The 13,063-nt window shown below is 52.3% G+C and carries 12 protein-coding genes; 9 read left to right on the top strand and 3 right to left on the bottom strand.

Annotated features, from left to right (window positions below; all coding sequences use genetic code 11):
• Positions 1–11 precede the first annotated feature (11 nt).
• Both C437_RS05410 and C437_RS05405 read right to left on the bottom strand, forming a co-directional pair.
• On the bottom strand, positions 12–1,406 hold the full coding sequence (locus tag C437_RS05410) for a hypothetical protein (RefSeq protein ID WP_004515890.1): 1,395 nt from the start codon (positions 1,404–1,406) through the stop codon (positions 12–14).
• A gap of 129 nt (positions 1,407–1,535) precedes the next feature.
• Positions 1,536–2,180 (bottom strand): MarR family winged helix-turn-helix transcriptional regulator, encoded by a 645-nt coding sequence (locus tag C437_RS05405; RefSeq protein ID WP_049919632.1) that lies wholly within the window; start codon positions 2,178–2,180, stop codon positions 1,536–1,538.
• 404 nt (positions 2,181–2,584) lie between these two features.
• On the opposite strand from C437_RS05405, the gene C437_RS05400 reads away from it, so the two are divergent.
• From C437_RS05400 to C437_RS05385, 4 genes are all read left to right on the top strand, one after another.
• Positions 2,585–4,501 carry a hypothetical protein gene (locus tag C437_RS05400; protein WP_004515888.1) on the top strand — a complete coding sequence of 639 codons (1,917 nt, stop codon included), beginning with the start codon at positions 2,585–2,587 and terminating at the stop codon, positions 4,499–4,501.
• A gap of 518 nt (positions 4,502–5,019) precedes the next feature.
• The gene (locus C437_RS05395; RefSeq protein ID WP_004515887.1) at positions 5,020–6,315 is read left to right on the top strand and encodes an orc1/cdc6 family replication initiation protein; all 1,296 of its coding nucleotides are present in this window, start codon (positions 5,020–5,022) and stop codon (positions 6,313–6,315) included.
• 708 nt (positions 6,316–7,023) lie between these two features.
• Entirely contained in the window at positions 7,024–7,851 is an 828-nt protein-coding gene (locus C437_RS05390; protein ID WP_079992080.1) for a ParA family protein, read from the top strand.
• On the top strand, positions 7,844–8,212 hold the full coding sequence (locus C437_RS05385) for a hypothetical protein (protein ID WP_074655016.1): 369 nt from the start codon (positions 7,844–7,846) through the stop codon (positions 8,210–8,212). Before C437_RS05390 ends, C437_RS05385 begins: the two co-directional genes overlap by 8 nt.
• A gap of 29 nt (positions 8,213–8,241) precedes the next feature.
• Here C437_RS05385 and C437_RS05380 read toward each other — a convergent pair whose 3' ends face one another.
• Entirely contained in the window at positions 8,242–8,535 is a 294-nt protein-coding gene (locus C437_RS05380; protein WP_049919633.1) for a PadR family transcriptional regulator, read from the bottom strand.
• Positions 8,536–8,684: 149 nt separating this feature from the next.
• Here C437_RS05380 and C437_RS05375 point away from each other — a divergent pair, with 149 nt between their 5' ends.
• The 5 genes from C437_RS05375 to C437_RS05355 form a co-directional block, all read left to right on the top strand.
• Positions 8,685–8,972, top strand: a complete 288-nt coding sequence (locus C437_RS05375; RefSeq protein ID WP_004515883.1) for a hypothetical protein — start codon at positions 8,685–8,687, stop codon at positions 8,970–8,972.
• A gap of 57 nt (positions 8,973–9,029) precedes the next feature.
• Entirely contained in the window at positions 9,030–9,854 is an 825-nt protein-coding gene (locus C437_RS05370; protein WP_004515882.1) for a hypothetical protein, read from the top strand.
• Positions 9,855–10,387: 533 nt separating this feature from the next.
• Positions 10,388–10,969 carry a hypothetical protein gene (locus C437_RS05365; RefSeq protein WP_004515881.1) on the top strand — a complete coding sequence of 194 codons (582 nt, stop codon included), beginning with the start codon at positions 10,388–10,390 and terminating at the stop codon, positions 10,967–10,969.
• Between the two features lie 65 nt (positions 10,970–11,034).
• On the top strand, positions 11,035–12,045 hold the full coding sequence (locus tag C437_RS05360; protein WP_004515880.1) for a hypothetical protein: 1,011 nt from the start codon (positions 11,035–11,037) through the stop codon (positions 12,043–12,045).
• 151 nt (positions 12,046–12,196) lie between these two features.
• A partial coding sequence (locus tag C437_RS05355; RefSeq protein ID WP_004515879.1) for an ISH3 family transposase occupies positions 12,197–13,063 on the top strand: 867 nt, incomplete at its 3' end.

Here is a 13,063-nt window from a genome sequence, read left to right as displayed (position 1 = left end):
ATGTACGGACTCTATTGAAGTGATCTCAATTCTCCTGGAGGGAAAATAAGGAGTAAAGCAAGAACAGCCAACACACCGAACGCTGCCAAAATTGCGTTTGAATATTCGTTGGAGAGAATAGCGGGGAATTGAGCAACTACATTCGCAACTGTCAGGACGAACAAGACGAGAGAAAGCTTCTTGCCAACGATGCCAACATTGGTTTCTATATGAGTCTGGACTCGGTCGATTAATCGCTGATAGCGATTGCTAAACCGGCTAACCTGGTCTTCAGAAAGGGCTTCAATATCTTCGGCAGCTTCAAGCAGCGGTTTGGTAACCGCGTCCTCTCGTTCAGCATAGCCGCCATCTTCGGTTCGCATTGTCTTAATACTCGAAAACTGCTCCTGACGGCTGTGCCAGAACTCATCTACCAACCGACTTCCCTCATATAAGTCACTGAGGAGATCCGCTTTTTCCCTATCAGACATGTTGCTCAACACATCCTGAATATCGCCGGATTCGAACTGGGCCTCTGGTGCAAGGGACTCAAGTGCGTCATAGGATGCAATCGACCAAAAGAGATGGGCGTACGACCTCGCCAAAGGTACGTAGCCTCTGGTGACATCGTCCGGAATGCCGGAATCTGGCGATTCTAAATCGAAGGGTAGGTCACTTCGATCTTGCTCTTGAAAGCGGAGTAGAAAATAGCGAAAAGGAAAACTCCCCAATTGCGTCGCCCAATACTCTCGTCCGTCACCATGCACAACACACCGACTATTAGCGTAGGGAGTAAACCCTTGCTCAACGTGGTTTTCCTTTCCTAAACCAATAAAGGGCGTTTGATCTTGGCATTTCTGTTGAAATTCATCGAGTGTAGATGGTTCGGCCTCCGAGAAATCATAAAACCAGATTCCGGGATGATCCCTCTCCTCTCTCGTACCTTTGGCCCATGGTTCGACAGAGTTAGTGAAGAATCCGGCATTGACATCATCCCGCAGAAACTGACTCAACTTAGTCTGTGCGTCTCGAAGAGCCTCGAGACCGTGATTTTGCAGTCGGAGTTCGTGACCTGAATCCTCATATCGCTCAGACCGTTCGGCAACAAATCGCTCTGTATCTATGTCTCCAAAAAATAGGACTCGAGCCAGGTCGTTCGTATCAACCGCAATCTGCAATTGAACCGAATTGAACAACGTTTCCTCAATGCCTGGAAACGACACCTCACGACGTAAGTCTCTCAATTGAAACGGAACTCGTGCATGCGTCTCGCGGGGGTGATATCCATGTATTTTGTTATCTTCAGGTAGATATGGGTTGATAGCCTCAATGAAGTTCTCTTGGTTATCCAATTGGAAGAACTCAATTACTCCTACACCTTCAATACATGACTGCCAGTCAAATCCATCCGGCCTTTTCTCACCCATACGTCAGATGTGATGCCTCATCGTAAAATATCCTGAGAAGTATGATTGACGAAAACTGCATTGAGGAGCCTTCTTGGCTGTGCTGACTCGAATATTATACCACTCACGGAGGGGATTTACTTGTCAGAATTAGGCATCCCCATCATTGAGGTTCTCGTATACATCGTCCCAGCTTACGTCTCCACTTTGGTTTTCTAAGACCGTCTTCAATAGGTTCTGAAACTCAACGGGAGATACTGGTGGCTTTGCATCCGCAATATCGCTCTCAGTTGCTTTCTCCTTCGATTTTCCTGTTTCCCGATGTTCAATATCGCGTGCTCGGATCTCGCCGATTGATTCATGCGCTTCTGCCGTGGGTTCAGCTGCTTCTTCCCACGGTGGTTTGAGTTCACCGTCAGTGATTCGGTCTTCGACTACCTCGATAAACCGAATAACCGTCTCTTGGTATTCCTTATCTTCTGGGTCATGTATAACAGCGATCCGTGGGACTCCTACGTCGGCCATCAACTCAAGGAGACGTGTTCCCTTGGTGGTTGGGACGTATTTCTGTTTACTCCGACCACCGGTTCTGTGACGAGAGGCGACTGTCGTCCAAAGGTCGTGGTGTTCACCAGCTTTCAAACGCCTTGAAAGGGTTGACGTGCTGATGTCGATGCTATCTTCGAGTTCTGAGAAGCTAGCGCCGCCTACGAGGATATTGAAAGCGACCTCTACGGATCGTTTCCTCTGGAAAAATTCGGCTAGATCGTCATCGTAGTGGGCTCTATTTGGCATTGTAGTGCTGGTGGGGTCTGAGGGGTCAGTTGCGGTTAGTAACCATTTGTGTGAATGGATACGCTTCAAACTCCCGATGATATCTACGCGAATTCGAAGTATAATTTGTCAAATATATTATATACGTGGGAGACCATAGGGAGAAATACCAATCAATGACGTGTGATGACGCTAATTCTGGCAAGCAACAAAGTACATCTCCAAATTTGACTCAAATTGAATCGAAGCTACCACACCTTCATAATAGCGGCCTGCCCCCACATGCGGGTCGATTCCCCGCTCACCGACTTGGCTTGATCTATACTGGATTCCCATCGGACAGTTATAGGCCCATGTCTGGCACACTTCCCGTGTAGCCACGCCGCTGGACGCCGCCGCTCAACTATCGTAGCCCCTCTACGGCGATGGCTGTAAGCGACCTACCTGATGCGAGTGAACTGGTGACGCAAGCAGCCACGCTTTTCGATATCCACGATGATCTCTCTCGTGTCATCCGCGACCTCAGCATCCCCACCGAGGAACTTTGCGCTACACACGATATCTCGAACGACTGGGACTCAGCGTTCGACGCGGACCCGATGATTCGGCTGTTTTTGTACAAGGAAATCAGGGGTGACAGTCAGAAGCAAGTGGCTGAACGGTTCAAACAGTGGCCGTATCTACGACAGCGGTTCGAGTTCGACCATTCACCGACGCAACAAGCAATTTCCTATACGAAACGGAAACGATTCCCACTCGGCCTCCGCCAATTCATCAGCACCGTCGCGGAGGGTATCCGCGATGAAGCACAGGCCCACGACGACTTCCGAGCGCGCAATGTGAGAATGGACCTGCCGGAGCCTGACCCCGACGAGGTACAGGCTAGCGATCAGCCCCTCCATCACTACGTCGATCAACACGCTCCGGACCTCATGTCCACCCTGCTGAATGATGTGGCTCCTGCTTTCGATACTGGCCGCGCGGCAAACGCGAAACACTCCGATAGAGCCATCTGGGAGCAGCAAACACTGATGAGTCTGATGGACCGCGCGGGGACGCGTGCCTCATATCGGACATTCAACAAGTTTCAGAACGACGCCGTGTACCACGACACGCACGTGCGAGCGGTGAAGAAACTCGGCACCCCCACCGGGTACCAGTTCACGTTTGACGATTTCGCGGCGAGCAACTGGCAAGGCGACCCCATCCCCGAGTGGCGCCGCATCGCAGACACAATACAGACGCAATTCTCGGACGCAGTCGAGCGCATGCTCAACTCGGTCCGTGTCTCGGATATATTTACTGAGCCGGTTGTCGCGGCGATCGACGTGACTGGGATTCCATTCCACGTAACGCCGTGGAAAGGCGAGGATGATATCGAACCGGACGACGAGCGCATCGTTGTTGATGGGGAGACAGGCGAGACGAGAACCCCGAAAGACGAGTATCCCACGATGGTGAATGGGGCCAAAGAGGATGGTGTCTTCGAGTATCAGTATGCGACGTTGACGATTGCCGGTCCGAACACGCCGTTGGTCGTGGCGGTAGAGCCGATCCGGCATCACTCCGACTGGGAAGGTGACGATGGACGGTCGGTATCGTGGGCGGAAGTCGTGGACCGCCTCATGGAACAGGCCAATGAACTCGTTGACATTCATCTAGTGATGGCGGACAAGGCGTTTGACCAGCACGGTGTCTTCCACGTGCTGGATCAGCGCCACGATGTAGCTTATCTCATCCCAAAGAAAGAGGACTCCAAACACCTCCGCGCGCAGGCAGCAGACGTTCGGGAAGACGACGCGGTCACGGCGCGTGTTGAGCAAGGCGCACCGCTACACCTCCGGGATGACACGCCGTATATCGATGTCGAGGACGATCCCGACGTTGCGGAAGACAACTACAGTCACGACCTGACGTTCATGCACGTGCCGGCAAACCGCGACGACTGGATTATTCGGCATGCCGACGACACTGGGTATGCGATTTTTGCAACGAACCGCGATGAGGTGACACCACTCGATGCGGAAGGCTTGGTCAATCGGTATTCTGAACGGTGGGATATCGAGATTGAGTACAAGATGATTCAGCCGTTGATGCCGTCGATTGCTTCGACGGATTACCGTATGCGATTCTTTGCATTCGTGTTCAGCTGCCTGCTGCACAATATGTGGCGTGTCGTCGATCACTCGCTGAAAAAGCTGGCTAGTGGGCAATTCGATGACTATGGCCGGGGGCCGCACGAAGACCGCCTTGAGACGATCCTTCCGTTGGCGGACTTTCTCGCATCCTCAATCGTCTTAATCTTCCAGGACACGTGGGATCCACCTGACGAACCGACCTGACGTTTCGGCGTGTGCTTCTGAATCGATAGTGGTAGCTGTCTTCTGAAATCGCTCTTTTTCGCTTTTCTACCATTTTGTGACCAATACGACGTCCGTGAACGCGCGGTGTCGTCCATATTGCTGACGAGGTCGTGAATCAACCAAAATGTCGGGGGAATTCTTTGTAGCCCACTTCATCCTCCGAACCTATGTCTGACCTTCAAAGAACAACATAACTCTCATCCAAGTAATGGTATGAGCTTTTTATCCGCTCTTGTTGTGGACATGACGATAATACTTCGAAGACGGTGTGTTTGGATATCCAATGATACTCCGAAGACGGTGCGTGAATTCTATTTTAGTAGATAACGATATTCCGGGTATAAGAGACTGCAGTTGCCAAGAATAGTGAGATGTTACTTCGAACGTGGTGTAGTATATTTATGTGGATGGGAGATACATCGGGATATATGACTGACAGCGACCACTCATCAGGGAATAATGTGGGAGATACTGACGATTCACTCACCGTGCGGGAGATGATTGAACAGGCAGGCGAGGAGTCAGTGTTCAGAAATCGGAATTTAGTGGAGCCCGACACGATTATCGACAGAGACCGTATTGTTGGCCGCGACGATCAACTGAGAACTGTCGTCTCTAATCTTCGGAAGGTTCTGAATGAAAACCGCCCACCGAACTTACTACTCTACGGTCCTGCAGGAACAGGGAAATCACTGATATTTGACGCTGTTGCCCGGCAAATCCGAGACATATCTAAGAATCGGGGTTATGAGTTCGGTACACTCCGAATTAATTGCCAAAATCTCAGGAGTCTTGACGAAGCCGTGTACGCACTTGTCCGTGAAGCTGCTCATGACCTCAACGAAGAAATCGGAGTCGCGCGGCATGGCGTCTCTACGAGTACGAAGTATGACCGTCTCTACGATCTGCTAGATGAAGGATACGACTCTGTCGTGTTTGTCTTAGACGAAATTGACTTGCTACTCGGTCGGCGGTCATCTTCAAGCGAACCCGCATATTCGGATTTAATCTACCAACTCAGCCGCGCCAGCATTGAGAGCATAGATATTCAGGTATCAGTAGCTGCACTAACCAACGACCCTGAGTTCATGAATAACCTGGACGCACGAGCGGAAAGTTCGTTCAACCCACGGGACATTCCCTTTTCCGACTACGATGCTAACCAACTACAGGAGATTCTCCGGAACCGGGAAGACGCATTTATTCAGGACGCATTATCCGAGGACGTTATCCCGTTGACTTCTGCCTTCGCTGCTCAAAGTCATGGAGACGCTCGGAAAGCTATTGATCTTCTTCGGAAGGCAGGCGATGTCGCGAATGAGAACGGTGATCTGACTGTGACCGAGAATCACGTTCGGGAAGCTCAAGAGGATGTTGAGACTGACCGTTCTCTCAAGCTTGTGGAAGGACTGACGACACAGAAGAAAATCTCGTTATATGCGACAGCCGCGGTGGCGGAGTTCGGGAAGAGTGGGTCAACGACGGCGTCATCGCGGGTAGCGTTCCCGGTGTACCAGTTTCTGACGGATGTGCTTGATGCAGATGGACGGACACGGGAGACGTTCAACAACTATGTCCGTGAGGTCGGGACGTATGGGCAGCTCGATCACGAGAGGAAAAGCCTTGGAGGAAAACAAGGTGGGGGAATGTACTTGATGTATGAGTTCAAGCGTGACCCCGGAGAAATCAAGAAGCGGTTAGAGCAAGACGAACGTATTGCTGATTTGAGTCACCACGAAGATGGCCTTAAGCGAGTGATTCAGGCACAGAAGCGCAATTTTGCGGAGGATTAGCATATCACATAGGGGGAGCCACACACCGTCTTCGAAGTATCTTTGTGGCAGGTTCCACGGATAAGTTGTTCTGAAGTATAATCAGAATAGATAGAGAGAGGCACACCGTCTTCGAAGTATCTTTGCTTAAAATAAGCGAGTAGTGGAGTTATGGGCATACTTTGCGATGCTCTTGATGATTCTTAGTCTGTTCATACTATTACTCAAGTAGTGGTACGGGTTTGGTTTTTCTCTCTTCTTATTAAATCTATCTCTTATAATAGTCAATTCAACATCTTATCTTCCACCATTTCAATTATCCATTATTCCTCAAACTGCTCTGCATGAGTTGGTTATCGACTATTCTCCACAAACGCCAATCCAGAAGGATACTTCGAAGACGGTGTGTGGGTGTCCAAAAAAATGGTTGACAACTGCTTGAGACGCTAAATCTAGTACCCGGACCCGACTCCAATGGGGGTAGAGTAAATATCAGTTAGCTACCCTTGATTCGACAGTGACAGCCGTACTATTCGAAATAGCTGGAAATTACGGACACTACGTATATTACGGATATTGCGGATATTGCGCAACTTCCAAGCCTTACGGAAGTTGCGTAATATATGTCTTATATCTGCCGCACTGGAATTTATGTACATGGCGTAATATACGACATATACGAATGGCCCGAAAACTTCGCAAACTTCGAAAATTTCGAGAGGTGCGTACATGAGAGTCACAATTGGTATGCAGAAAGGAGGAGTCGGAAAGACAACGACAACGATAAACACGGCAGGCGCACTCGCTGAACGTGGCCATGATGTGCTCGCAATAGATGCTGATCCGCAGGGAGCCTTAACGCTCAAACTCGGTCATAAAGGACGATATAGACGGTTCTCTGATAATCCAAATAAAGACGCGGAGGCACTGATTGATGTCCTAACCCAAGATGGAGATATGGAATTCGACCAGTTAGATGATCTCATCATCTCCGGTGGGGAGTACGACATTATTCCTGCCCATATGCGGAATTTCCTTGCCGAGAAGTCTTTGTACACTGATCGGCGAGGCTTCGAGTCTCTAAAAATCGCTCTCAACCGCTCTGATATCGACTATGACTATGTCCTGATCGACTCGCCTCCAAATCTTGGGCCGCTCGCCGATGCTGCACTTCTCGCTGCAGAGAACGTCTTATTCCCAAGCGAGCCGAATGTTATCGCTCAGGAGTCGCTTAAGATCTTGTTTGATGAAGTAGAGACTCTAGAAGACCAGTTCGAGGTCAAGATTAGGGCTATTGGAGCCATCCTAAATCAAGTCCCAGCTCAAGGCTCCATCGCAGACGATATGCAGGACTGGTTCACTGAGACCTTTGGAGAAGATCGAGTCCTCTCAATCCCGGACAGAGACGCAATTGAACACGCTATCGAATACGAAACATCAATTTATGCCTACGATCCGGACGATGCGGGTTATCCGTGGGATAGTGACCCAGTCAATGAGCTTCGCGACTGCTATCTCAGCATCGCAGAGCTACTGGAGGAAATAAACAATGAGTGAAGATCTGAAAGAGCGGTTCAGTGATCATCAAAGTCAAGATAGCGATAAGAACGCTGAAGATACTGAAACCGCAGAAGAAAAAACTGGACAGACTGAAACTGAAGCAGCAGACTCTCGACCCAAAGCAGAGATTCCAGTCAGAGATCGAAACCAGGTTACGATGTATCTCGGTAACGACCGAGAAGATGACATCTCCAAGCTATTTCAAGAGGCCAACGCACAGTCTGTCCTTGCTGGTGGTGGAGAAATATCAAAAAATGATGAGTTCTACCCTGCACTGGTTGATTTTGTGACTGATCACAAACGGACAGAGTTTTTGAAATTTTTAGGTTTAGAGGTAGATGCCGACGAAACCGAGTGACCGCCCATGCTAAATCATGTCACTGATTGCTATGTGGATAACTCGTCAATCGGAGCCAGATACTGATTCTCCCATTCTCGGTGCGCCTGCAGGTCTCGCACCCCGCGCTTTGTCAGGTAGTACTCGTTTGCTAGTCCGTTTTTGTCTTCTTTTCTGATGAGACCCTTTTCGATCATCGCGTCCAGTTGCGGGTAGATACGCCCCGCTGTGACTTCTGTATCGTAGTACTCTTCGAGTTCGGCAGTGATCTCCGTCCCCATCGGAGCATCTAAGCCTGCAATTACTGTCAGCATATCCCGTTCTGTATTGTTCAGGTCGTTCATCATTGCCAAAATCTAGACAGACCATTGATAATCTTGTGGTCTGACAGCTACCCAAATCCGGCCTAATCGGCCTCCTCAAGAGCTGTACTGACACTTGCCTTATCCTCCATGTCAGTTTATGAACCCATCCCGGCTGAGGGTTCCAAACCATGCACAACCTGACTGACAGCCAAAACAAAGCATTGCTCACCGAACTCGCAACCTACCAGAACCGAAATCTCCTGCTCTGGCAACTCGCAACCGACGGCCGTTCGTTCTGCGGTGTCCGATTCGTTGCTCGGGAACACGACCTGCAGACCGCGCCCGTTGACGAACATGTCCACGCGTTCGTCGACGACATACTCTCGGACGGTGAAATCCGGCCAGAGTACGATACGATGGCTGACTGGGATGCCCTGGAAGCGGCCCATGGCGACACTGTCGACCAGTTCCTCTAGATCGGACTCTGTCGCAGGGCGATTTTGTGCTGCCTCAGTGGCTGGAGGCTTTCCAGTATGTTGCCTACAGCCGAAGTCCCGTTCGAACCGATCTTCGTCGAGGAACCGTTGCTGATTCCGAACTACCGAGAGGCGATCATCAGCAACGTCGGCTTACCATTCTACGCCGATGTTGACCGGCCTGATGAGGTTCCCGCAGACGAGCAAGAACGCACAATCGACCTTGCAGAACGTATCCTGCGCGCCGGCGGCGTCCGAACCGGCTTCGGCCACCACGAAGAGGTCCGAACCTCAATGGAGTCGTGGGTTCCCGATGCCGACGAGGACCGTGACGCCGATCCGGGCTACTGGCGGTCGTCAGTTCTCTTGATGTCGCCCCGCGAGATGAACTTCGGGCAGCTAGACGGTGAACCAGACGAGAAGCACAAGAAAGCCAAGACCGTGCTTGCTTGGGCCGCCGACTGTATCGACACCGACGTCCTTCAGGAGATCGAGCAGTCACAAGCAGAGGATATCAAGCAGGCGTGGCGAGATGCAGCGGAAGCCGAACTAACTCAGCGTAAGATCGAACAGTTCGCCGAGGAGCCGCCGGAAGAACTCGATGGCTGGCAGCGACTTGACGCCGGCCACGACGCCGTTGAAGTGGCCTACGTCGCTGACAACCACGGGACCCCGTCGGTTGCAGCCGTGTTCGAAGCCGCTGACGGTGAGCTGAAGGCCTACGAGTTCACGCTGGAAGCGTGGGAGGAGAACGATGGGAATCCTCGCGAGGCCCGGCTGAACCGGTATTGCGTCACCACTGACGGCGACGGGGCCTACGCCCGTCTTCGATCACACCTGCTGACCTTCGAGGTTGAGCCCATGGAGCAACTCGAAGTGTGAGTTGATTTCGCGCTGAGTACATTGAAGGCCGACAGTACCGCTGGTCGTATTCCGCTCTGCTGAACTGCTTAGAACATTGTAGGAGCCAGTCATCAGGTGCGGACCAGAACGTGATTGTATCTTAGTCGCGTTTAAGCGTTTCCTCAGGGAGCAGTATCTCGGGTCGTTGGCGGCAATCTGCAGCCCGTGCGAACGCTCTAATTCGATCCCACTCGTCGGGTGTGAGGTTGCTATCCATAATTGACAACTATCCGTTTGAGGCCTTAATATTTCTATATTTATATAAAATAAAGGTAGTTAGGGAAAGCAACGAGGACAAACCAACCCCAGGTAACCCCTACGACACCTTCTTGAGACCGGACCAGTCCCGGACTCGACACACCGGATTTCAAGTGAAACACCATCGCTGTCTGGTGGTTTTCTCCGGAAACAGTGGTGTGTGCCAATTCTTCAGCAATTGCTTGCCCAGACTGAGAGTTTTTTGAACCCACAGCCGGGTGAGGGGTGCTCCAGCGGGAGTATCCTGAAAAACCATGGCTTCGAAGACTACCAACAGCAGTCAGACCGGAGAACAGGCAGAACCCAGCGAATCGCAGTCGTTCCCAGAGTTGACAGTCCAAGCCGAAGGGACCGCAGATCGACTTCGACGAGTCAATGAAACCGGGAAGGCCGATTGTCTCGAAACGGTCGAAGTTGAGCTAGCTGTCGAGTACGATATCGACTCCTACGACGAGTGGCGCAATCTCGTCGACCCGGAGTACATCAAACACGGACGGACCGTTGAGAAGGGCACGATCATCGACGACTTGCTCGACGGACTCGAAGGACACTACCGTCGGCAGTCGTCCTCAAGCTACGAGGCCCCGGACTGGAATCTCACTGTGACTGGCTCGGCGACCGCCTGGCGACGCCTCTTCATGGAGTGTACGCAACTGCGTGGTTCAGATTCCGACCGGGCCGACAAAGCCGCCATCCGTCTCAAGCAGTTGCTCGCGACCGATCTTGCAGACACAGGCGCAGCGCTGGCTGCCCTCGAACTCATCGACCAGCACGACCTCGATAGGTCACCAGATCCGTTCATCAAAGAGGTCGCGGACGGCACAGACTGCGAGTAGCCAGCTCACGCTCTGTCTCGGCTGCATTCGTTTTGTGCTTCCCTCGAGGCTGGAGTTTAAATACGATGACGAACGCAACCACGCGTGTGACTGACCGAAATCCTGAGTACGACCCCGCGGATATCCTCGGTGCAGCGAGTTCTGACCCTGAAACAAGGGGGAACGGACGGGAACGGGACCTCACGTCACGAGGATATCCCGAGCGTACAGAGGATGAGACTCGTACCTGTTCGACCTGCGGACAGGATATTCCACAAGATAACCGCCAGTGTCCGTTCTGCGCACAGACCGGTATCTCAGAGATTCCCTCCGACAATCAGGATAGCAGTCCTCTTGGGGAGTGGACGTTCGGTCGGGTCGTACTCGCACTCGTCGACGCGAACACTGACTTCCACGCACGGGCACTGGGCGCTGCGGCCTTCTCCGTGTCCGACAGCATCGCGAGTGGCGAGGATACCTCTCACGGCACGGTGAAATGTCGGGCAGCATTTGGCACCGAGCCAGCGTCGACTCTCACTCGCGGTTGGCCCGACCTGCCGACCGAAACCACGCTCGACGAGGAAACTGGACAGGCGCTCCTGGAGACAGCCGACGAGCAGACCAACTGGGACGGCGACGTCCAACCACGGATCTATCTCGAGGACGGGACACCAGTCACCGATCGCTCGGAGTTCCAGCGTCTCACAGAGGAGTTCAGACAGGACGATGGGACGTACTGGCTTGTCCCCGGCGTCGTACAGCGCCATCAGGCGAGAGTCGAACCGGAGATAGTTGGTATCGAGTTTTATTGTCGGCAGTGTGGCGCCGCGACGGGACACGAATCCCACGGACTCGATGGCTTCGAATGCCACACCCATCTTGACCGCATGATCTGGACCTGCAGGGAATGCGGACAGCACCGACACGAGCCCGAACAGGACGAGGCGACAGTAAAGTCGACGGGCTATGAGCATCTTCCCGACGGCGTCTCACCCGAGGACATCCACGGCGACGAGCCAGACTTCCAGGAGCAGGAGTTCCAAGAGCAGATCAGTGCCTATCGCGACCGACATGGTTTTTTTCCGTGGGAGCGGTAGCTATTCTGTTGCTTCGGATAGGATTTGAGAATACAGGTCATCAGAGATTCAAAAGCCAGCATCACGAGGGATGTCAACTCCACATTTTTTGCGGTCGTCAATACTCAGTACCTCAAAAAGCCTGTTAGTTGAGAGGTCTGCTTGTTGAAGTGTGTCCAAACACAAACAAGCAGACAGTGAACTCCACGAGGACCAGCTCCTTAATTTTCTCGTCAACGCTCTCACCGGTGCATTCGGTATAAGTCTCGGCGAAAACGCTGACCTTGACCCCGAAGACATCTACGAGGTCCTCGTCGGCGCAACCGCCGACGGGACCTCGATCTCCACACTCTGCGAACGGAGTGAAGACAGTTCATCTGGCACGAATATCTTGCGGCACCTTCGGACGAAACTGGATCTTGAGACGGTCAAAAACGTCGGTAACACGCTCCTCCGGCGACATACGCTCGATATGCTTCCAGAGCAGGTGGAGATCGTCGTTGATCTCCACCTGCGCCCCTACTATGGTGACAGGGATGAGACAGACGGTCTCTACTACAACGAAGCGAAAGCCGGAACCACGGCGTTTCACGCGTACGCGACGCTGTATGCCCACGTTCGCAACAAACGCTACACGCTGGCGGTGCGCCGTCTCACCGACGGCGACACCGCCAGCGGCGTCCTCGCAGAGTTTCTTGCCCTCGTCGACAGCCTTGACTTCGAAGTCAAAGCGCTCTACGTTGACAGCGAATTCTACGATGGGAAGTGCCTCACGCTGATGCAAGCTCACAATCTCGCGTACGTCGTCCCAATCATCAAGTGGGGAAACGAGATACAGCAGGAGCTGTCAGAGGGATGGAGTCGTGAAATTGAGCATGACCTCACCACGGAATTCGACGGTCACGAATGGACCGTCGAATTCCCGGTTATGATCGATTGTACCTACCAAATGGGCCGCTACGACGAGGAAGGTGTGGCGCGTCACGGCTACGCCGCTGACGCGCCGTTCATCGACACACCACGACAGGCTCGTCGCCAC

Source organism: Haloarcula vallismortis ATCC 29715 (assembly GCF_000337775.1).
Lineage (GTDB): Archaea > Halobacteriota > Halobacteria > Halobacteriales > Haloarculaceae > Haloarcula > Haloarcula vallismortis.
The sequence above is the reverse complement of the archived record's forward strand: the minus strand, read 5'-3'. Positions and strand labels throughout refer to the sequence as shown.

Bases quoted from the DNA above. Each gene is read 5' to 3' on its own strand.
- C437_RS05375 (WP_004515883.1), top strand. From the start codon at position 8,685: ATGCACAACCTGACTGACAGCCAAAACAAAGCATTGCTCACCGAACTC.
- C437_RS05360 (WP_004515880.1), top strand. From the start codon at position 11,035: ATGACGAACGCAACCACGCGTGTGACTGACCGAAATCCTGAGTACGAC.
- C437_RS05365 (WP_004515881.1), top strand. From the start codon at position 10,388: ATGGCTTCGAAGACTACCAACAGCAGTCAGACCGGAGAACAGGCAGAA.
- C437_RS05395 (WP_004515887.1), top strand. From the start codon at position 5,020: ATGATTGAACAGGCAGGCGAGGAGTCAGTGTTCAGAAATCGGAATTTA.
- C437_RS05400 (WP_004515888.1), top strand. From the start codon at position 2,585: ATGGCTGTAAGCGACCTACCTGATGCGAGTGAACTGGTGACGCAAGCA.
- C437_RS05410 (WP_004515890.1), bottom strand. From the start codon at position 1,406: ATGGGTGAGAAAAGGCCGGATGGATTTGACTGGCAGTCATGTATTGAA.
- C437_RS05405 (WP_049919632.1), bottom strand. From the start codon at position 2,180: ATGCCAAATAGAGCCCACTACGATGACGATCTAGCCGAATTTTTCCAG.
- C437_RS05370 (WP_004515882.1), top strand. From the start codon at position 9,030: ATGTTGCCTACAGCCGAAGTCCCGTTCGAACCGATCTTCGTCGAGGAA.
- C437_RS05390 (WP_079992080.1), top strand. From the start codon at position 7,024: ATGAGAGTCACAATTGGTATGCAGAAAGGAGGAGTCGGAAAGACAACG.
- C437_RS05385 (WP_074655016.1), top strand. From the start codon at position 7,844: ATGAGTGAAGATCTGAAAGAGCGGTTCAGTGATCATCAAAGTCAAGAT.
- C437_RS05380 (WP_049919633.1), bottom strand. From the start codon at position 8,535: ATGAACGACCTGAACAATACAGAACGGGATATGCTGACAGTAATTGCA.